The organism is Atlanticothrix silvestris CENA357 (genome assembly GCF_016056295.1).
Taxonomy (GTDB): Bacteria; Cyanobacteriota; Cyanobacteriia; order Cyanobacteriales; family Nostocaceae; genus Atlanticothrix; species Atlanticothrix silvestris.
Genome location: NZ_JAECZB010000097.1, coordinates 1 through 19,871, shown reverse-complemented (window position 1 = coordinate 19,871; position 19,871 = coordinate 1). Strand labels below are relative to the sequence as shown.

17 protein-coding genes are annotated in these 19,871 nt (G+C 40.6%); 6 read left to right on the top strand and 11 right to left on the bottom strand.

What is annotated here, in order from left to right; translation table 11 throughout:
* The first annotated feature begins 9 nt into the window (after positions 1–9).
* A complete protein-coding gene (locus I8751_RS25555; RefSeq protein WP_214441898.1) occupies positions 10–375 on the top strand; it encodes a hypothetical protein in 366 nt (121 codons plus the stop codon).
* A gap of 103 nt (positions 376–478) precedes the next feature.
* Here I8751_RS25555 and groL read toward each other — a convergent pair whose 3' ends face one another.
* The gene (groL, locus tag I8751_RS25550; protein WP_214441897.1) at positions 479–2,116 is read right to left on the bottom strand and encodes a chaperonin GroEL; all 1,638 of its coding nucleotides are present in this window, start codon (positions 2,114–2,116) and stop codon (positions 479–481) included.
* A gap of 114 nt (positions 2,117–2,230) precedes the next feature.
* On the bottom strand, positions 2,231–2,542 hold the full coding sequence (gene groES / locus I8751_RS25545) for a co-chaperone GroES (RefSeq protein ID WP_214441896.1): 312 nt from the start codon (positions 2,540–2,542) through the stop codon (positions 2,231–2,233).
* Positions 2,543–3,574: 1,032 nt separating this feature from the next.
* On the opposite strand from groES, the gene I8751_RS25540 reads away from it, so the two are divergent.
* Positions 3,575–4,252 (top strand): response regulator transcription factor, encoded by a 678-nt coding sequence (locus I8751_RS25540; RefSeq protein ID WP_214441895.1) that lies wholly within the window; start codon positions 3,575–3,577, stop codon positions 4,250–4,252.
* 370 nt (positions 4,253–4,622) lie between these two features.
* On the opposite strand, the gene I8751_RS25535 is transcribed toward I8751_RS25540, so the two are convergent.
* The 4 genes from I8751_RS25535 to I8751_RS25520 all read right to left on the bottom strand — a co-directional run bounded on the left by I8751_RS25535 (position 4,623) and on the right by I8751_RS25520 (position 9,999).
* Positions 4,623–5,069: an SRPBCC family protein gene (locus I8751_RS25535; RefSeq protein WP_214441894.1), complete on the bottom strand. Its 447-nt coding sequence runs from the start codon at positions 5,067–5,069 to the stop codon at positions 4,623–4,625.
* Positions 5,070–5,118: 49 nt separating this feature from the next.
* The gene (gene zds, locus I8751_RS25530) at positions 5,119–6,558 is read right to left on the bottom strand and encodes a 9,9'-di-cis-zeta-carotene desaturase (RefSeq protein WP_214441893.1); all 1,440 of its coding nucleotides are present in this window, start codon (positions 6,556–6,558) and stop codon (positions 5,119–5,121) included.
* A 285-nt stretch (positions 6,559–6,843) separates the two neighbouring features.
* On the bottom strand, positions 6,844–7,020 hold the full coding sequence (locus I8751_RS25525; protein ID WP_214442013.1) for a ribbon-helix-helix protein, CopG family: 177 nt from the start codon (positions 7,018–7,020) through the stop codon (positions 6,844–6,846).
* A gap of 1,344 nt (positions 7,021–8,364) precedes the next feature.
* Positions 8,365–9,999 carry a DUF6930 domain-containing protein gene (locus tag I8751_RS25520; RefSeq protein WP_214441892.1) on the bottom strand — a complete coding sequence of 545 codons (1,635 nt, stop codon included), beginning with the start codon at positions 9,997–9,999 and terminating at the stop codon, positions 8,365–8,367.
* 336 nt (positions 10,000–10,335) lie between these two features.
* Between I8751_RS25520 and I8751_RS25515 the strand changes: the two genes are divergently transcribed.
* From I8751_RS25515 to I8751_RS25505, 3 genes are all read left to right on the top strand, one after another.
* Complete coding sequence (locus I8751_RS25515; protein ID WP_214441891.1) at positions 10,336–10,692, top strand: iron-sulfur cluster assembly accessory protein; 357 nt, start codon at positions 10,336–10,338, stop codon at positions 10,690–10,692.
* Positions 10,693–10,771: 79 nt separating this feature from the next.
* Positions 10,772–11,194, top strand: coding sequence for a tetratricopeptide repeat protein (locus I8751_RS25510; RefSeq protein ID WP_214441890.1), 423 nt, complete (start codon positions 10,772–10,774; stop codon positions 11,192–11,194).
* A gap of 111 nt (positions 11,195–11,305) precedes the next feature.
* A complete protein-coding gene (locus tag I8751_RS25505) occupies positions 11,306–11,548 on the top strand; it encodes a hypothetical protein (RefSeq protein ID WP_214441889.1) in 243 nt (80 codons plus the stop codon).
* A gap of 159 nt (positions 11,549–11,707) precedes the next feature.
* Here the strand turns inward: I8751_RS25505 and thyD are convergent, their stop codons facing one another.
* Complete coding sequence (gene thyD, locus I8751_RS25500; protein WP_214441888.1) at positions 11,708–12,628, bottom strand: thylakoid membrane protein ThyD; 921 nt, start codon at positions 12,626–12,628, stop codon at positions 11,708–11,710.
* A 198-nt stretch (positions 12,629–12,826) separates the two neighbouring features.
* Here thyD and I8751_RS25495 point away from each other — a divergent pair, with 198 nt between their 5' ends.
* Positions 12,827–13,174, top strand: coding sequence for a hypothetical protein (locus tag I8751_RS25495; RefSeq protein ID WP_214441887.1), 348 nt, complete (start codon positions 12,827–12,829; stop codon positions 13,172–13,174).
* Positions 13,175–13,318: 144 nt separating this feature from the next.
* Here I8751_RS25495 and I8751_RS25490 read toward each other — a convergent pair whose 3' ends face one another.
* The 4 genes from I8751_RS25490 to I8751_RS25475 form a co-directional block, all read right to left on the bottom strand.
* Positions 13,319–13,813 carry an FHA domain-containing protein gene (locus tag I8751_RS25490; RefSeq protein ID WP_214441886.1) on the bottom strand — a complete coding sequence of 165 codons (495 nt, stop codon included), beginning with the start codon at positions 13,811–13,813 and terminating at the stop codon, positions 13,319–13,321.
* A 216-nt stretch (positions 13,814–14,029) separates the two neighbouring features.
* Positions 14,030–16,444, bottom strand: coding sequence for a heavy metal translocating P-type ATPase (locus I8751_RS25485; protein WP_214441885.1), 2,415 nt, complete (start codon positions 16,442–16,444; stop codon positions 14,030–14,032).
* A 391-nt stretch (positions 16,445–16,835) separates the two neighbouring features.
* On the bottom strand, positions 16,836–17,111 hold the full coding sequence (locus tag I8751_RS25480; protein ID WP_214441884.1) for a TM2 domain-containing protein: 276 nt from the start codon (positions 17,109–17,111) through the stop codon (positions 16,836–16,838).
* A gap of 550 nt (positions 17,112–17,661) precedes the next feature.
* A complete protein-coding gene (locus I8751_RS25475) occupies positions 17,662–19,290 on the bottom strand; it encodes a CPBP family intramembrane glutamic endopeptidase (protein WP_214441883.1) in 1,629 nt (542 codons plus the stop codon).
* Positions 19,291–19,871: the final 581 nt, after the last annotated feature.

Genomic DNA, 19,871 nt, shown 5'->3' with positions numbered 1-19,871 from the left:
AATTAATCTATGACTATAGTCGCAGTTGCAGAAATAAAAAAATTTCGCTGTGAATACTCAAATTACCCTGGTGTTTTAGATGTCCTTAATGTTCTTGAGTCGTGTGGAGGAAATTTAGAAGCGGCGATTACAAAGTTAGCGGATCGTTGTGGGCAAGATTCAACTTTAGTTTTAAATTTGGTAGATGAGCAATATCAAAAAATTGTATGTGATAATGAATTCCTGAGAATGGCTTTACCTTCTACTTTAGGACTCATAGCTAATTATTTAACAAAATCTCATTTACCTGAGCCTTTGTCTGAAGAACTAGCAATCATAGTTGGTATATGTACAGAACTCGGACTGAGGGATTATTGTAAGCGCAAGCAAATCTAGGACTTTTATTTTCATACCTTTGCAATATTCCCGGTTCCCACAAAAAAACAGCTGCTTCCACAAGGAAGGCAGCTGTTTTTAAAACTTATCTGACTACAGAATATTAGTAATCGAAGTCGCCGCCACCCATGCCACCGCCAGCAGCAGGAGCAGCATCTTTAGGTTCAGGCTTGTCAACTATGATACATTCGGTTGTCAACACCATACCAGCAATGGAGGCAGCGTTTTGCAGAGCAGAACGAGTCACTTTGGCAGGGTCAACAATACCAGCAGCTAACAAATCAACAAATTCGTTGGTTGCAGCGTTGTAGCCAATGTTGAAATCCTTCTCTTTAACGCGTTCAGCGATAACAGCACCATTCTGACCAGCGTTTTCAGCAATCCGCTTCAGAGGTGCAGGTAAGGCGCGAACAACAATCAAAGCACCAATCAATTCTTCATCCTTGAGGTTGCTCTTTGCCCATTCTTCCAAATCGGGAGCTAGGTGAGCCAGAGTTGTACCACCGCCAGGAACAATACCTTCTTCCACAGCAGCTTTAGTAGCGTTGATTGCGTCTTCTAAGCGCAGTTTCTTGTCTTTCATTTCAGTTTCGGTCGCTGCACCGACTTTCACTACAGCGACACCACCAGAAAGTTTAGCAAGACGCTCTTGAAGTTTTTCTTTGTCGTAAGAAGATTCGGTTTCTTCGATTTGACGACGAATTTGCTCGACACGAGCCTTAACGCCAGCTTCGTTACCTTCAGCAACAATTGTGGTGTTGTCTTTGGTAATGGTGATGCGACGGGCTTTGCCCAAGCTTTCCAACTTGGTATTATCTAGCTTTAGACCAGCGTCTTCGGTGATCAATTGACCACCAGTCAAGACGGCAATATCTTCTAGCATAGCTTTGCGGCGATCGCCAAAGCCAGGAGCTTTCACAGCAGCAACGTTCAGTACACCGCGCAAACGGTTCACTACTAAGGTTGCTAAAGCTTCTTTTTCAATATCTTCGGCAATAATTACCAAAGGACGACCAGCACGAGCAACTTGTTCTAGCACTGGTACTAGGTCTTGTACTAAAGCAATTTTTTTATCGGTCAGCAGCAGATAAGGCTCATCAAAAACCGCTTCCATCCGTTCAGGATCAGTTGCGAAGTAAGGAGAGATATAGCCTTTATCAAAGCGCATCCCTTCAGTGATTTCTAACTCGGTAAACATAGATTTCCCTTCTTCTAGGGAAATTACGCCTTCCTTGCCTACCTTATCCATTGCTTGAGCAATCATCTGACCGACTTCTTCGTCGTTACCAGCTGAGATAGCACCAACTTGGGCAATAGCTTTAGAATCTTCTACGGGGCGAGCGTGTTGAGCAATTTTGTCTACCAAGAAGTTAGCGGCTTTATCAATACCGCGTTTCAGCGAAATTGCGTTAGCACCTGCTGCAACGTTCCGTAAACCTTCTTTGACGATCGCGTGAGCTAAAACTGTGGCAGTTGTAGTACCATCACCCGCAGCATCATTAGTCTTAGAAGCAGCTTGACGAATCAGAGCTACGCCAGTGTTTTCAATGTGGTCTTCTAATTCAATTTCTTTGGCAATGGTTACACCATCATTCACAATCTGTGGTGCGCCAAATTTCTTTTCTAGAACTACGTTACGACCTTTAGGGCCAAGGGTAACAGCTACAGCCTCAGCCAATATGTCCATGCCTCGTTCCAAAGCACGACGGGCGTTTTCGTTGTAGATAATGCGCTTTGCCATAGGTGTCTTAATTCAGAGAGTAAGTCAATTTTGTTTTGAATTGGGCATTGGGCATTGGGCATTGGGCATTGAAAATTGGGAAATTTTTTTCTAGTCCCTAGTCCCTAGTCCCTATTAGATGACGACTGCCAAAATGTCTTTTTCAGAAAGCAGTACATATTCTTCCGTGCCGAGCTTAATGTCGGTGCCAGCGTACTTGGAGTACAACACCTTATCGCCGACTTTAATTTCCAATTCCTGACGGCTACCGTCGTCGTTACGTCTGCCAGGGCCAAGGGCGACTACTTCCCCTACCTGGGGCTTTTCCTTAGCGGTGTCGGGTAAATACAAACCACCTGCGGTCTTTTCCTCAGAGGCGCTCACTTTCACGAAAACGCGATCGCCCAAAGGTTTAACTGTAGAAACGCTTAGAGATACAGCTGCCATAAAAATTTTTCTCCAGAGTTAGCACTCTCAACTCCTGAGTGCTAATTTACCTAACAGCAGCATGTAATAGCAATAATTGCTTGTGTACGGGTTCCCGAACTAGGCGATCGCAGGTCTACTTAAGTACAAATACTTAATTATTGATAATTTTCGGGTTCTGTTCCGTAAGTTACGAATATTTTTATATGGTCAACTTTATTTGCAAAGCGGGGAAATTGTTATAGAACTGTAATCAGGGAGCCGCTCGATGAGTAACAATACAGTGATCCAGTGCAGCCGTCAAATCCCTAAAACTACTAAATCCCTAAATGACAAAGCCTTGAAGTAATTGCGTAGAAACTTTAGGAATTGCAAAAATTCAGCAACTTGCTTTTTATTTGTCCTGACCAGACATTTACTAACAACTGTTTAAAGCAAGCTAGTCTAGAATCCTGGGAATCCTGAAAAAGCTAGATCTCGGTCAGCTGCAAGCCAGCTTTCCCCTTTGCATTCCGAGAAACAAGCCAATTACTTGCGAGTTTGTGGTTCTGGAACGATAATAGTTGTTTACCCGGATGGTGTCTGGTATCGCCAAGCAAAACCGGAAGTTACTGAGCGGATTATCCAAGAACCTTGATAGGCATAATGATGGTTAAAGAATACATATTTTTACCCATCTTTTGCCGGAAACTCCCTTACTTGCTTGTGAACTTTGCTAGAGGCTTAACATTCAAAGGATATGGTAAAGCAGTAAGCCAATGAAAGTGTGGGTTGTTTTGCAGCTAGGGTCATCTTGAGCCAATACTTACTTGTGAGCTAGAAGGATTATTATTTAATCAGTGTTTTTTCACCCGACACTTTCAAAGGGATATATAATAACGCATTGTAAATACTACTGCTCTACGTATCCTTACTGGACTTTTGCCGATGATCTGGTAGTCTCATAGAAAGTAATAACCACTTTTGAGACTTCGAGGACGCAAAGGCAAGTTAAGTGGGGAAAAGGACAACATCTCAATAATCCACCATAAAGGATAACCATTCAAGACTTTGATGGACCGAAGCGCGACAAGTGCCACTGCTATGAAAGAGCCCAGCATGAAAGATCACAAACGACTTCTATTGATTGATGATGACCCTAACCTCATCTTGCTGGTGAAGGACTACTTAGAATTCAGAGGATATGAAGTCATCACTGCGGAAAATGGACGAGAAGCTCTGGAAGTTTTAGAACAAGACGTTCCAGACATGATCATCTGTGACGTGATGATGCCGGAAATGGACGGATACACTTTTGTAGAACAAGTCCGGCAAAACGAACGTACCGGCTGGATTCCCGTTCTCTTCCTTTCAGCCAAAGGACAAAGTGCAGACCGAGTTAAAGGTCTGAATAAAGGTGCTGATGTATATATGGTCAAGCCCTTTGAACCTGAAGAACTCGTAGCACAAGTAGAATCTTCGCTGAAGCAAACTATCCGCTGGAAAGAACACCAAGCTAAAGGAGGAGAAAACGGTTCCCGCATTCAAGTACCCTTTGATGTGCAGTTAACCCCAACCGAACTGAAAGTAGTGCAGTTTGTAGCTAGGGGTTTAGCTAACCGAGAAATTGCTGAAGAATTAAATGTCAGTCAGCGTACAGTTGAAAGCCATGTGTCCAACATGTTGGGCAAAACCAATCTCCACAACCGCACTGAATTAGCTCGGTGGGCGATTGAAAATCAAATGGCCTAAGTAGCTATCAGCGTTCAGTTGTCAGCTTGAAAATTTTTAACTGACAGCTGATAGCTGATAGCTTTAATTATTAGCTTGCCACTTTTACTTGACAAGTATGCTAATTAATGTATATAAGGGTAGCCTCGCTAAATCAAAGGATAAAATAGCGATCGCAAGCGAATCCATTAATTACTTTAAAAACAGCTGATTAGCTTTCTCAAGGCAAAATAATAATTAGTTGAGATAAACCTAGTATTTGAAGCCTTAAATCTATAATTATTGCTTATGAATTTGCAGGCGATCCACTCCTCGAATTTACAGTGTGTAACGCCGCATAAGTTCAATTTTTTTGTCATGCCAACTTGCCGACGGTAGTTAAACAACTGCCTTAGCTATTAGACTTGATATTCAAAGCGTATTCTTTAAACCTTTCCAAGTCAGCCAGAAGAGTTGATTCCACCACCCGTCCCAAAAACAAGTTATCCATGAGTTTGCCAATAAAGCCAGGGATAGCATAAGAAATAGTCATTTTGACAATACTACTACCGTGGCGATCATAGAAGCGAATCGCTCCCTGATTTGGCAAACCATCAACCGATTTCCATTGAATAATTTGATTGGGAATAACTTTGAGGATGCGAGATTTCCAGGTAAAATCTAGCCCACCAGTACTAAGTTTCCAAAGAGAAATTTCTGGATTATCTGGTGGAATCTTCACTGAATCGATCCACTTCATCCAACGGGGCATTTGCTCCAAGTCAGACCAGAGGCTCCATACTAACTCTATAGGAGCTTCTACTTCTACCTGCACACTATGCTCTAACCAGTCTGCCATTCTATTTTAAATTTGAGATTGTATGGATAAACGATCGCAGCCTTTAGTGCTATTGCTTGATATTCTCTAGGATGACTTTTGCTGCACGCCGTCCCGAAATTGTTGCCCCTTCCATACTATCAATATAGTCTTGCTGAGTATAACTACCTGCTAAGAAGAAATTAGGTACTGGTGTTTTTTGATTAGGACGGTATACATCCATTCCCGGTGCTTCTCGGTAGAGAGACTGAGCTAATTTCACCACGTTGTACCAAGTCATATTCAGTTCTCGCGATGAGGGGAACAGTTCATGTACTTGCTTGAGGACATGCTGGGCGATCGCTTCATTACTTTGTTTAATAAATGGATCTCCTGGTGTCAACACCAATTGCAACAAAGAGCCTTGTCCTTGGCGATAAAAATTACTGGGGCTAGTCAAAGCCAGATCAGCAAAACAAGAGAAGTCTGCATCCGCGGTATACAGCAAATTATCTATTCCCACCGCATGATCAAGTTGTTTGCGCTTCTCTCCATCTTGCAGTTCCGTCACCCAACCATCAAATCTCAACTGTACTGTAGCGACTGGAACGGCATCTAACTTGTAAATATTGTCAAATTCTGACCACTTACGCCATTCTTGGGGTAAAACACGCTGGATTCCTGGGATATCACAGGCGCATACATAAGCATCAGCAGTGATAATCTCTGTCGTGTCACCTTCCGCAACTACTATACCAGTCACGTGAGTTTTTTCGCCTTCTTCAGTAAACTGAATTTCTCGCACTTGTCGGCGAGTGTAAATTTTAGTGCCCCGTGCTTCTAGATATTGCAGGATGGGCTTATGTAAATATACATCAGGGGAACCTTCCAGCATTCGCAGTATAGAAGCTTCAGTTCTAACCGCAAAAAACTGAAATATTGTCAACATACAACGGGCAGAAATATTGTCGCAATCGATAAATCCTAAAGCGTAAGCAATGGGGTTCCATAAGCGTTTAATGCTACCATCGCTACCGCCATGACTGCGAAACCAATCAGCAAAGCTAATTTTATCTAAATCGCGAATAGTTTTCATTGCGCCTTTGAAATCTACCAACCCTCGAACTATGGGACTAGTACCCAAGGCGATCGCATTTTGAATTTTATCTTGCAAAGAAAGTTGAGAAGTAGTAAAAAATGCTTTTAACCCATTAAAAGGCGCTCCTGTGAAGAAGCGGAAATCTAAAGCACCAGTACGCCCCCCTTTGTTAACAAAAGTGTGGGTATGTTCTTTAAGGCGTAAATTCGACAATGCCCCCACTTTATCCATTAAGTCAAACAGTTGGTAGTAGCACCCAAAAAATACGTGCAACCCCATTTCAATGTGGTTGCCATCTCCATCAATCCAACTGCCGACTTTACCACCTACAAATGGACGGGACTCAAAAATGTGGACTTCACAGCCAGCATCAGCTAAATCTACAGCGGTTGCTAGCCCAGCCAATCCCGCCCCCACGATTGCAACACGCATTCCGTCTTTCCTTTTCAGTTTCTTTACAGATTGTAACTGGGTTAGTGTCGGAATTTGCTACTCATAATTAAGTCTACAAATATGTAGATTCACAAAAGTGGTATGTTTTCTGGTTATAAATTTGCTTTTATGACTCCTTTTAATCCTGATGACTGAATCAGCTGACTAGCAACAAATTTGTGTATTGAGACACAACCTCTAGTCAGCTAAACTACACTCAAAAAGCATCATAAATATTTCTTGGTTAAAAAAACCATGAACCGTGACGCTGTAAAAATTACTTCTCTATCTATCTCCTTCCTTATTATCGTCAGATACAGGTAATCCTCTAATTAGCTCACGAATAACATCAGTTGCAGGTCTACCTGTTTGCTGACAATATTTATCCAGTTTTTCTGCTTCCTGTGCTGCTAAATTCACAGTGATACGTTTTACGGCCCACTTTTTATTAGTCATTATTATGCTATTTGCTGTATGTTAACACTATCAAAAAAACAATTAACTCAACATTAAGACGATAAGATTATCAGAGTTTGTGTCAATAACACAAGTAATGCCACTGATACTAAAAATGCCTGATTTGTCAAATTGTTAATCATTTTTTACTAAATATAAGAAAGGGATTGCTATTGTGGCAGTAAAAATAGTTAACTTTCGGTAATAAATACATCAACCTCCATATTGCAACTATTAAAGTCTCTTAATAAAATTTTCTAAAAAAACAAAAATAGTCTGAACTTTTAATCTCGCTACTGATGTAAATTAGAACTTTCTAAATGCATGAGTTTCCGTCCCAGATTAAAAATGAGTATTTCTTTTAACCATTTGGATATCTGTAATACTTACCTAACTTAGAACTGGATAATAGCTATTTTATTTATATTGCAAGGTTTATGTGCTTATTTTAAATTATTTTTATCCACTCAATTTATGGCCAGATACATGTATTTATAATAGTATTAGTTTAGCCTTACATCAATTTTTTATACTGATTTATTTGACATTATGAAATGCTAGGAGTAGTTTTTTATTTTGTGGCAAACACTATAGAATTTAAAACTCAGCGTGAGTTTGTTTGATTATCACAATCAGTCACGGGAAATTGTATAAATACTGTGTCTATTATTTTTGAACAAATTTTATTGTGTTTGTAATTTGTAAAGTAGAATTAACCAAAAATAATTTTTGTGAGTCTCCTAATATAGTCATTTGCCCAATAAATATTCGCCTAAATTTCTTGCGTAAAGCTATTATAGCCAAAAAATACAAGCTTTAAGTAATCTTTATTTAAAGACTAAACCTGTAGAATTTTGTCTTTTATAATAACAACATGAAGAATAAAATTATTTGTCTAAAGTTTTTGTTAAAAGTATTGACAAATAAAAGAATAGACAATCAGATAAACATCAAAAAATAATATATTCCACTTAGTTAGATTGCAATAAAGATAAACAAATAATTAATTACTTCTGGTTTGTTAGATATTGTGCTGCTTTTGATTCACTTAGTTTAACTAAATAGTTAGGAGCCAATCATAAAAAATATACTTACTTCATGAACTTTCAGTAAATTAATTTTGGGATCACAGGCAATGCATAGGCAATTTACTCCAAATCGTCTATGCACATTACCGAAATACTATTTTCTTTCTAGATCTGAAATGAATTGTGTTCAAAGATTACAGCAATTTGAAAATACAAATAAAATGATGATTGTAATGCTCAAAATTTCCTACTAAGCAAGCTGTTAGTGCTAAAAAACCACAGATTTACCCAAATCTGTGGTTTTGGATGGATTTTATGCTAATTAAAGTTGAGGCATGAGTTGGAGAGTACCGAGACCTAAATCTTTGGGTGAAAGCGATCGCGCTTCAAACAGAGCCATCATATCTCGTGGTTGGGGATTTCCACGGGAAGCTCCCGTTAGTCCTTTAGCGATGATTAAGCCACAGCAGCCCTTAGTATTTTTACACCGCTGATTCCATTTTTTGCGAGCTTCTACATGAATGGGGTCATCATCTAAAAATTCGCCGAACAGAAACAACTCGTCGTTTTGAGTTTGCAATAAACCTAGATCATAGCGATCGCCGTCAAACGGATCAGCACCTGGATTAAAGCAAATTGCTTTGAGTCCACCAGCTGCTTCAATATTTTCAATTACAGTTTTAGCTTTAGGACGGGAGGTTTGAATCAAAATTACTGGCAATCCGTCGCCCACTGGTTTAATTTCATAGACTTGATGAGATGAAACTCCTTTACGCAAGTACTCCAGCATCTCCCAAGACACTACTCCTAAGCTGAGGAAAGAGTCTTCTGGTATCAAGTCATCTCGTAAGGAACGCGATATCGGGAAAACCTCCTCCCCCAATTCTGGCTCTTGAGTACCAAAGCCTGCCATTTCTTCTAATTCCGCTGCCAAGTTTGGCATGGTAGAAACAGTTACAGACACCAATTTGGTTGTTTGATCTAATTCAGGAGAAGAAATGCGATAACGACGGCTAACACCAGGGAATGCGTCTTTGTAAAGCTGGCGACGATAATCGCGGATAAAGCGGCAAAGACTTTCTAAAGCTACAAAGATAACTAGCGCCTCTTCATCGTATAAAACAGATCTTAGCCCTTCTAAGGGATGGATATTACCGAAGGTTGGGTCAATCTCTGCTAAGGGTAAATCTGCTAAATCGCCAGCTTCATCCTCATCCTCGTCGGTATCATCTGCACGCTCAAAAGTCAAAAATAGGCAATCTTGTTTGAGAAAAGCTTCTTCTAAACGCCCTTGAGATTCGTCATCTTGTAAAACTGCTGCTCGAAACCGCTTGAGAGAATCTTCTGAGCGATAAAATAAAATTCCATGCTCCATCCCCAGCATTCCCATAACCGAGGCATAAAGTGTACCAACATCCCACTTATTGATCTCTATTGATAAAATTTGATGTTCTTCCAAAAACTCCCAAGGAGCAGCTTGCCAAATGGCATAAGCTTTGTCTCGCAAGGCTTCTGCGTATTGTGGAGGTAAATCGGGAATTTGGCTGTCGAGAATTTCGGCAAACCCGCGAAACAGTTCATCAATTAAAGGCAATTCTGGTGCATAGTCAATAGTGATATCCAAATCTTGCAGTACGCCACGCAGATAAAATTGGATCTCACGGTCTTTCACCACAATTTTTTGGGGTCTAGCCGCCTTGGCCGGACTGTGGGGATGTTCCATTGCTCGCATTAAAGTGCGAACAATTGCCTCTGGGCCTGTTTCTGGAGCTACCACGTCCATTCCCCGAACGATACCTTGTGAGCCATCCACCCAAAGAATACATTCGCCCTTTGCCTCTGAATCTGAATGCAGCGTTTGTGACGATGACATTGGACGGCGATCGCCCTCCCATACAGAAGGAATTTGAGTTAGTTTCTTCAACCGACGACTGGTAGAGCGATTAAAACTTGTCATAGAGTAAGTTAATCAAAAGAAGCTATTTGAAAGTAGAGTTTTGGGAATGACTAGCCTCGGATAGAATTTTCCTGGCTGCACCTGAAGAGTAGTTGCGACTCAGGCTTCTACAAAGCCGGAACTCCAAGAATACCGAATCTCTAAACACACCGAGTTTCTCAATTCTAGAATAAAAACCTTGGCCTGCTTTGAAGCGAGTGTTTACAATTTGGCCATTAGTAACATCAATTGTCGCTAGAATAGATATAAAAACCCCAAGAACAACTCAGGGGCAAGGTTTAGCGTTGGCTCTAGATAGGGTACTCATTCAGAGAATTTAAGGAGTTTAAAAAGCAAATGACACAAGCAACTCAGTCTCAACAACGCGGCATTCTGTTGAGCGAAGCAGCTTTACGCCAAGTAAAATTCCTCCGGGACAAGCAAGGTACAGACTTCTGCTTACGGGTAGGAGTTAGACAAGGCGGCTGTTCTGGGATGTCTTATATGATGGACTTTGAAGATGCCAGCAAGATCACCCCTGAAGATGAAGTTTTTGATTATGATGGCTTCCAAATTGTGAGCGATCGCAAAAGCTTACTTTATCTTTATGGCTTAATGCTTGATTATAACGATGCCATGATTGGTGGTGGTTTTCAGTTCACCAACCCCAATGCCTCTCAAACCTGCGGTTGCGGCAAGTCATTTGGGGTGTAATATTGTCAGTTGTTGGTTGTCAGTTGTTAGTTGCTATTGACTACTGACCACTGACTAGTGACTATATAACGTATTTTTTATGACTCAAACGATTGAATCCCTGTTTGATACAGGTTTGGAACGCTATAAAGCCGGTGAAGCAGTGGACTCTCTAATCCCTGTATTTAAAGAGGTTTGCGATCGCGCTCCTAAAACTAGTTCAGCTTGGATTTGTTTAGCTTGGTTATATTTGCTCGATAACCAAGCCCATTTGGCTTATAAAGCTGCACAAAAAGCAGTTAAATTAAGTCCCCAAGATCCACAAGCCAGAATTAATCTTGCTGTAGCCATGTTGGAAACAGGCCAAAAAGGTTTGCGCCAACATATTGATTTTGTCAAACAGTTAATTTTTGTCAATCCAGAATGGCAAGATGAAATAATAAGTAGTATAGAAGACGGTTTAAATAGAAAACCAGATTGGCAGAGTTTGGCAAAAGTCAAAAACTGGCTGTTTGAACAGTAAGAATTAAAGGCTAGGGACTAAAGGCTAGATATTAGCTAATTGATGAGCTAAACAAAAATAGTCCCTAGTCCCTCTAATCCCTAGATTCTAGTCCCCAATTCCTAGCCCCTTATGAAAGATAAATTATTAAATTGGCTGAACTTAGTTTTAGTCGCTGATGTATTCTTAGTTTTGTTAGGGTTTGGCTGGTTAGTAATTGCTGCGATCGGTGATGCTGCGGGAGTTAACCTAGGTCTTGATTTATGGCATCAACTCTGGCAACCTGTGTTTAACCCGGCTATTGGTATTTTAATGGGGGGTGCTATTCTCAGTGGTCTTGTGAGTTGGGTTTCGAAAAAATTTCTTACTGATTAGTTAATTGGTGCCTATCGCTAAAGCGAATGTGTCTACCTTTGAGAAACAGAAAGTTTGCATTGATAGCTGATGGGGTTTACTGCATTGGGCGGTTAACCCCCCTGGCGCTAACCTATCCTTTAGGAGAAGACCTTGCTAACTCACTACTGGTAAGTAATCTTATTTAATAATTTGTTTTAGCGTTGGTTGTAAATTAGGATACTGATATTCAAAACCACTTTCTAAGGTACGCTTAGGGAGAACTTTTTGACCTTCCAGAACTACTATTGCTCCATCTCCTAACAAAGCTTCGAGAGCAAAAGCAGGGACAGGCAACCAAGAAGGACGATGCATGACTTGTCCTAATGTTTGGCACAAATCTGCCATGCGGACGGGGTTAGGAGCTGTGGCATTATATACACCTTCTATTTCTTGTTTTGTTAAAGCTTCTAAAATCAAGTTCACTAAATCGTCAATGTGAATCCAAGAAAACCATTGACGGCCACTGCCGATAGGCCCACCAGCGAAGAGTCTGAAAGGCATAATCATTTTACCCAAAGCACCACCCAGCCCCAAAACAATACCGAAACGCAGAATGACTAAGCGCACTCCAGCATCTTTGACTTTTCTTGCTTCTGCTTCCCAAGCTTGACAAACTTCGGCAAGAAAGTCGCTACCAGAAGGGCTACTTTCATCAAAGGTCGTAATTTCACTAGTGCCGTAGTAGCCAATCGCCGAAGCGTTGACTAACACACTTGGTTTGGGATTGGCGTTAGCTATTGCTTCAACTATTTTCTGCGTACCTAATTGACGGCTGCTAAGGATTTTTCTTTTGTGTTCTGGTGTCCACCGTTCTTCAGCAATTGGTTCTCCTGCTAGATTCACTACACCATCACAACCAGCGATTACATTTTGCCAAGAACCAGATACAGTTGGTGTGTAGGTAATGATTTCTACATTGGGAAAAGCCTCAGATGGAAAAACTTTTTGAGCAAAAGCACTATTACGCGTTAACACCAGTACTCTGTTACCCTCTTTATGGAGTCGTACTACCAAACGACTACCTACAAATCCTGTTGCTCCAGTGATTGCTAATTTCATAATGCACCTCCACCAAACCATTATTTTAAGGTTTTTTATCAATCTTTGAACCAACGTTGCTTCCCTATTTGGTAGCGGTTATTGGGAAACTGTTCCCAATCCCTAGTTTGGTTTTTGAATTTAATGAATCTGCAAATGACTTACCATTTAGATGCTTCGGTATTATAGGATGGACGTGTTGTAAGGGGTGGGGCTATTATGGCTCGCTATACCTGTTCGTTTGTTGTTTCTATTCCTGTTGACGATCTCCATCCATTACTTGTAGATCTTCTACAAGAATGCGATTTTGAAATTCAATACTACACAGCTGATTACATTATGGCTCGTGAGATTCCTGGTAATGTTTCTTTCTCTAAGCTGGTTAAAGCGGAAGTGCTGATTGATAAATCAACAGCTACCGAAACAGAAACCCGGATGAGTATTGTAATTAAAAACGAGGAATTACCACTACAAGTTCATAATCACTGTCGGCAAATGTTTGAATTTATCAAGCAGACTATCGAAGAAAGTCGTCACTGGCATTTGATTGAAAGTCTTGCTGGATAATAATTATTTATGCCTTTGGCCACAGTATTGGCTGTGGTTAACTAAAATTTATTAGAAACTACAGCAATTATGGTTCTAAATGTGGACTGTAAATCTGAAAATTGCTTTATTTTAGTCATAAAACAACTGAATTTGGTATTTTTTTCAATCTTCTATATCCTCCTCTTCGGTCATACTGGGGTTGATGAGGGTAATGTCGTACTCGCTAGAATCCGTTTGGCCTGATCGCTGAGTGTTTTTTAATAGATAATAAATGGCACGTACCTGAGGGCCAAAAACTATTTCGTCCTCATTTTTCAAATCGTGGGCTGGCATTTTACGCCCATTAATCATCATACCGTTAGCGCTAGGCTTGCCTTTGGCATCGCCATCTACAATTCGGTAATAATAGCTCTGACTATTATGCTCTCGTGGCAATCTCACTAATGTGGCATGGCGGCGAGAGACAAATTGGGATACCAAGCGGATATTGCATTCACGGTCTCTACCAATAGAATAGACAGGATTTTCCAAAGAAAATTCCTTACGGCCTTGATCGTCTTCAAGAATTAGTAGATGGCTTTCATTGATTTCTGGTGCCATTGATACATTGTTACTAGAATCTGTTGATAAGATTTTTTTAGTATGGTTTCCTGCCATTCTCGCGCACTACAGTCTGTAGTATTTATTTTGATGAATATTAAAATTGCATATTTACTCACAAGAGTAGAACAACCATGTTCTACTCTTTAACTGCTGTTCCTCTATAAGGAGTCTTAAAAGGATTTATGAGATAGACAACACCTAACTCTCGATTTAGTTTAACCTGAGATGGCAGAAACCAACATTTGATTTGCAATATTCCTTCAGAGGTTTTTACAAGCGATGAGCTAGCCGCCTTAATAAAATTGAGTTAGTAACTACACTAACTGAGCTAAAAGCCATTAATGCAGCAGCACCCGATGGGCTAAGAACAAAACCCAAACTTGGTAACAAAACACCTGCTGCTAAAGGAATACCGATTGTATTATATGCAAAAGCCCAGAATAAATTCTGACGGATTTTGTTGAAAGTGGCACGACTTAGCCGAATTGATTCAACAACGTCATTTAAGCGATCGCGCATAAGGACAATTTCAGCAGTTTCCATAGCTACATCCGTCCCAGAATGTAAAGCAATACCGACATCTGCTTGCGATAAAGCCGGAGCATCATTGATTCCATCTCCAACCATTGCGACTTTAGAACCAGATTTCGTTTGTAATTCTTGAATAACAGCAGCCTTTTTACTCGGAGGAACACCTGCTAGGACATCTAGGTTAGTTAATCCTAGTTGTTTGGCTACAGCACTAGCTGCTTCTAATTGATCACCACTGAGCATCAGTACCCGTAAACCCATCTGGCGTAGCTTCTCTACTGTGGCTTGAGCATCTGTTCTAAGGGTATCTTGAACAGCAATTAGTCCGGCTAAAGTTCCCCCAACTGCTACATAAACGACTGTTTTTCCATCTACTGCTAGTTTTTGAGCCACCTGTTGGGCAGTTTCATTGATATCAATTCCGTGCCAACTCAACCAGTCCCTGTTACCCAGTAGCACAGTTTTACCCTCTATTACCGCAGATACACCTAGCCCTGGTTCTGTATGGAAATCTACAGCATAAGGGATAGATAACTGTTGTTGCTGTGCTTCTTGCTGAATTGCTTTTGCTAGTGGATGGTAAGTACCGCTTTCTACTGCTGCTGCTAGTTGGATAAGGGATTGGGGATTTTGCTCATCCAGTTCCCCAATCGGTAAACAATCTGTAACTGTGGGATTACCTGTGGTCAAAGTACCAGTTTTATCAAATACTATGGTGTCAAGCTGGTGTACTTTTTCCAGTACATCACCACCTTTAATTAACAGACCTTTTTCTGCACCTATGCCAGTTCCGACAATAATGGCTGTTGGTGTGGCAAGTCCTAAAGCACAGGGACAAGCGACAACCATAACTGCGATCGCTAGTTTTAAGCTAATTAAAAGCGGGGAGGAAGAAGTAGGTAATGGAGAATGTAGGGCGTTATGTCCAGCATGGTTGATCATTTCCATACCACCTGAAACTGTGACATCAGGCCAAATGCGAGTACCGAAAAAGTACCAAAAAACAAATGTTAATACAGCAGCACTCAACACACCGTAGGTAAAGTAACCAGCTACTGTATCAGCTAATTTTTGCACTGGGGCTTTACGGGTTTGGGCATCTTCTACTAAGGCAACAATTTGAGCTAGGGTGGTATCACTACCAATACGTGTTGCCTGGATAGCGATCGCTCCTGACTGGTTGAGGGTTCCTGCTGCTACCAAATCTCCTGGTTGTTTAATCACTGGTACTGCTTCCCCAGTTAGCATAGATTCATTCACTGCTGTATGCCCGAAGCGAACTTCACCATCAACAGGAATTTTATCCCCAGGTAGTACCTGTAACCATTCACCCACGCGTACATGTTCAACGGGAATTTCAATACTATTTGATCCTACTCCGACTTTCTCCAGGTCTGGATTAGGAATCAATCGTGCTATCTGTGGCTGGAGTGCTAGCAATTGTCTAAATGCGTTCGCAGCCTTTCCTCTAGCTTGTTTTTCTAATGTTCTACCCAGTAGAATAAAACCCAGCATCATCACTGGCTCGTCAAAGAAACACTCCCAACCCATTTGGGGAAACAGTAGCGCGATCAAACTCGCTATGTAAGCTGTCAGCGTCCCTAACCCCACTAAAGTATTCATATTAGGTGCGTTTCGCCGCCAGCCTAACCAGCCATCTACTAAAATTTGACGACCGGGAATTAGTAATGTCACTGTTGCCAGTCCACAATGAAACCAGATGTTATTTAAGACGGGTAATGTTGTACCAAAAATATTGCCAAAATGCCCAATTCCTGACAATACCAATAACATCCCAGCGATCACTAACTGCCTAAATGCAGAGCGCATTTCTTGGCGCTGTTGTTCTACCGGGTCTTCTGAGGTAAGTGTCTCACCTGTTATATTGCCAGCCCTCCGGGGCTGAGTTGGAAATCCTGCTGCTGTTAATCGCTTTGCCAGTGCATCTGAATCTATGGCACCAACTTCTGACTCTACGACTGCTACCTCTGTTGCCAGATTTACACAGGCATTCTTAACTCCTGGATGTTGAGTTAGCTGTTGCTCTACAGCTTTCACACATCCAGCACATTTCATCCCTCCAACATCGAAAATGATTTTTTCTGAAGTAGGAACAGGTTCTGGGGTCAGCTTAGTTTTTGGAACAAGTTGCATGGCAAGTGTTTGGATTCGCTACGAAGATTCAACGCCTGATTCAAAGCGTCTCTACTTCGAGCGTAGACGAAATCCAGAACTATGACAGAACGTAAATAATATTAATTTTATTAAGTTATTGCACTAAGCCGAGTTTTAACTACGGCTCCAGCGAAGATAAGTCATGTAGATAATAGCTCCCATCTGTATTGGCACGAGGGCAATCAAACTTTTTCCAAAATAGTTGATCTCTAAATTAGACATAGTACTGAAATATCCTATGCCCACCAGTAGAAACATTACCCAGGTAAGTTGTTTACGTTTAATGACTAGCATGTCAGTAAAAATAAATATCAGTATGTATTTAGGACTTATAGCTGAAAATAGGAGTTAAATTGTGAGATCAAAATTTTTAGAACCAACCTTGTTTATTCACAAAGTAGGTATTTACAAATTCTTCAGGAGACTTATTCAAGTAAATCATGCCTTCAACTAAACCCACAAGTTGCATAATTAAAAAAGTAATACCGTAGGTGAAAGAACCACTTACTACCGATATAAACAACATAATAAAGCCTTCTGGGGCGTATCCTAGAATAAACTTATGCACCCCGAACCCTCCAAAAATGATTCCACAGTAACCAGCTAGAAGTTGTTTGGTTGGGTGGCTAGGATTAAGATTTGCCATGTACTATATATTGCTCCTAGATGAATGCGTATAAAATTTAAATTTTTATTGTAATGAGAACAAGCGAATATATTTACTTGTTCAATATAGTCGCTAACAACGTTACTACCACAACACTTTCTACAAGTCCATCAGTATTATTTCCGGACTTTTTTGAGATGGTTGCAACAAAAACGTGGATACGTTGACTCTGATTGATAACACCTGTTGACATCGCAGAGAGTATATCCAGTCAACAAGGAAACTATCTAGTCATAACTTAAGTTTGTTAATACTAACTAGTTAAGTGTTGCTTAACGCTCCTACAGATGAAAACGGGAGTTGAAATTTTTTCAATAATTCAATTTATTCAGATGGTACCCAATGTTTGCTTAGAGGATTTGTAATCTATTTAACAGAACTGCCAAAATTAGCTTTACTACTGGCATACTTGCATTTACTGTGAATACACTTGAGTGTTGAATTAGTACAATAACTAGCTGATCGCCTTCATAATATGCAGATGAAAGCAAATATTTATATTGTTTTCAACCGTGTTCATACCGTTCTATTAATTACCACTACCTAGTAGAAATAGGCTCAGTAAGGTGCCACTATTCCATAAACTATGCAGAAGCATAGGAGCCAAAAGGTTACGCGATCGCGTGTAAACTACTCCTAATACAATCCCTAAAGCCGTTAATGGCAAAATTTCCGACAAACTCAAGTGAGCGATCGCAAACAATAAACCACTGGCAATAATTGCTCCCCAAACAGGAAGATAGCGAGTCAGGGAAGGCAATAGGAAGCCGCGAAATAGAAGTTCTTCAAAGAATGGGGCTGCGATCGCAGCTGTAAAGAAAAATATACCTAGTGCTACCTCATCTTGACTTTCCAGTGCTAATTGCAATAAAGGATTGCTACCACCTTGTCCTTGCCATAGTTGTTGATTAATCAATGACACCAACACCACGATAGGTAAAGCAGCACAATAGCCTCCTAACCCCCATAAAAACCATCTATCCTGCAGACGAAAGCGGAACCATAATTCTGGGAGTGGGAAAAAGCGTTTAATAGAGAAATACAGCACTAAAAGCGCACCTGAAGCTACCAATAGGTAACTAACCAAAACGTACACAGCCTGAATTCTGACATTACCAGCAGGACGTGGAATTGGAATAATCGACAACATCAGAGGAACAAAAACTTGTCCCATAAAGAAAAAGCCTAGGATGAAAACCTGTAAAATTGTTTCACTATTCCAAGGCGTTGACCAAGGTACATCAGCATTTTGAGCTAATAAAGCGGTTTTTCCCTTCAAAAAGCGCTGAACAAATAAGGAAATCAGAACTACCATACCAACTAATGCTGCAAAGGTTGGGATTGTTCCAATAAGTGCTAATTTTAATACAGCTTGAGTAGCCGCCTCTTGTTGAGTAGCTTGAACTACTGATAGAGCTTCTTGTCGTTGTTGAAGTTGGTACAACTGAACCAAAGCACTAGAGCGAAACCAGCCTTCTAAGTTTTTTTGAATCAACTTTTGGGCATTGGGTAAAATACGAGCAGGATCACTCCAAAGTCCACTTAATACAGCAGCCATTCCTGCAAATTCATTGCTATTAGCGTATTGAGGAGTATTAGGTAATGATTTTATATCAGGTTTCTCTGTTTCTAATCGCTTTTGTAATTCGTTCCAAATTTTAAGGGCTGCATCCGTATGCCCTTGCTGTGCTTGTAAAATACCTAAACGCAAGTCTAATTCAGCTAGCAATTTTTGCAGTTGCTTTAGGGACTGCTGCAACTTCTGCTGCTGATCTCTATCGGAGGTATTAGTAACTGGAGGAGATTCTGGTAATGGTTTAGGGGGTACAGGAGGAGTTTTGGGTTGAGAACGTGCCTGTGCAAGTTTTTTTTTGGCTTTATCTAAATTAGCCTGAACCGAATTACGCGCTTGTTGATACTGATTTATAGCACTTTCAAGAGGTTGCTCACCAAGTATTGCTGCCCGAATTGCTTGGAAATTATCATTGTTGTTATTCTTAGGTTGCCAAGCTTGGGCTTGCAGAGCAATGTTGGTTTGGTAAAGTTCTAGACGACTTTGAAATTGAGGTTCTTGCCAACTATTAAATAAAGATGTAACTGACAACAGGATTGCTATAGGTGTCAGCACGAATATTAAAACCAACCGCTTGATGGTCATCTATCCCCCTTTAACTAAACCAATGGAGAACGCGTCCCCTTGGGAATTATCGCAATAAAAAGTGATAGGTGGATAAATATCATCAACATTATGTAAGTCAGCGATCGCTTCTATCTAGTCTATATAGACGTTTAAATTACAAACCATTCCATTACTGAATATTAGCTAATAACCCGTAAGCCTCAGACGCAAATGACTGATCACTTTTACTTGTCATTAGTGGATCCTATTTTTTAGCCTTTACCTAAAACCCAGACTGGGCATAGCTTTTAATCAGGCAAAAAACAAATTCCAACTTTTTCAGAAAAAGGGAGTTGACAAAGTTAGGAGCGGTCGATATATTAGATAAGTGCCCAAGAGGCGAGCGCGACAGAGCGGCGCCGGGAGGGACGCCGAACCTTGAAAATATTATAGTTTGAAAGCCATTATACAGCAAGTGGTCAGCGTCAAGAAAATAAAGCACTTGACTGGAGTGTAAAAAGAATCAGTCTTTCATATTTAAGAGCTAAACAAACGATTCATCAAAACGGAGAGTTTGATCCTGGCTCAGGATGAACGCTGGCGGTATGCTTAACACATGC

Coding starts and splice junctions, on each gene's coding strand:
- I8751_RS25520 (WP_214441892.1), bottom strand. CDS start 9,999: ATGACAAGTTTTAATCGCTCTACCAGTCGTCGGTTGAAGAAACTAACT.
- I8751_RS25495 (WP_214441887.1), top strand. CDS start 12,827: ATGGCTCGCTATACCTGTTCGTTTGTTGTTTCTATTCCTGTTGACGAT.
- groL (WP_214441897.1), bottom strand. CDS start 2,116: ATGGCAAAGCGCATTATCTACAACGAAAACGCCCGTCGTGCTTTGGAA.
- I8751_RS25505 (WP_214441889.1), top strand. CDS start 11,306: ATGAAAGATAAATTATTAAATTGGCTGAACTTAGTTTTAGTCGCTGAT.
- I8751_RS25555 (WP_214441898.1), top strand. CDS start 10: ATGACTATAGTCGCAGTTGCAGAAATAAAAAAATTTCGCTGTGAATAC.
- I8751_RS25540 (WP_214441895.1), top strand. CDS start 3,575: ATGGACCGAAGCGCGACAAGTGCCACTGCTATGAAAGAGCCCAGCATG.
- I8751_RS25480 (WP_214441884.1), bottom strand. CDS start 17,111: ATGGCAAATCTTAATCCTAGCCACCCAACCAAACAACTTCTAGCTGGT.
- I8751_RS25510 (WP_214441890.1), top strand. CDS start 10,772: ATGACTCAAACGATTGAATCCCTGTTTGATACAGGTTTGGAACGCTAT.
- I8751_RS25490 (WP_214441886.1), bottom strand. CDS start 13,813: ATGGCAGGAAACCATACTAAAAAAATCTTATCAACAGATTCTAGTAAC.
- I8751_RS25475 (WP_214441883.1), bottom strand. CDS start 19,290: ATGACCATCAAGCGGTTGGTTTTAATATTCGTGCTGACACCTATAGCA.
- I8751_RS25535 (WP_214441894.1), bottom strand. CDS start 5,069: ATGGCAGACTGGTTAGAGCATAGTGTGCAGGTAGAAGTAGAAGCTCCT.
- groES (WP_214441896.1), bottom strand. CDS start 2,542: ATGGCAGCTGTATCTCTAAGCGTTTCTACAGTTAAACCTTTGGGCGAT.
- I8751_RS25515 (WP_214441891.1), top strand. CDS start 10,336: ATGACACAAGCAACTCAGTCTCAACAACGCGGCATTCTGTTGAGCGAA.
- zds (WP_214441893.1), bottom strand. CDS start 6,558: ATGCGTGTTGCAATCGTGGGGGCGGGATTGGCTGGGCTAGCAACCGCT.
- I8751_RS25485 (WP_214441885.1), bottom strand. CDS start 16,444: ATGCAACTTGTTCCAAAAACTAAGCTGACCCCAGAACCTGTTCCTACT.
- thyD (WP_214441888.1), bottom strand. CDS start 12,628: ATGAAATTAGCAATCACTGGAGCAACAGGATTTGTAGGTAGTCGTTTG.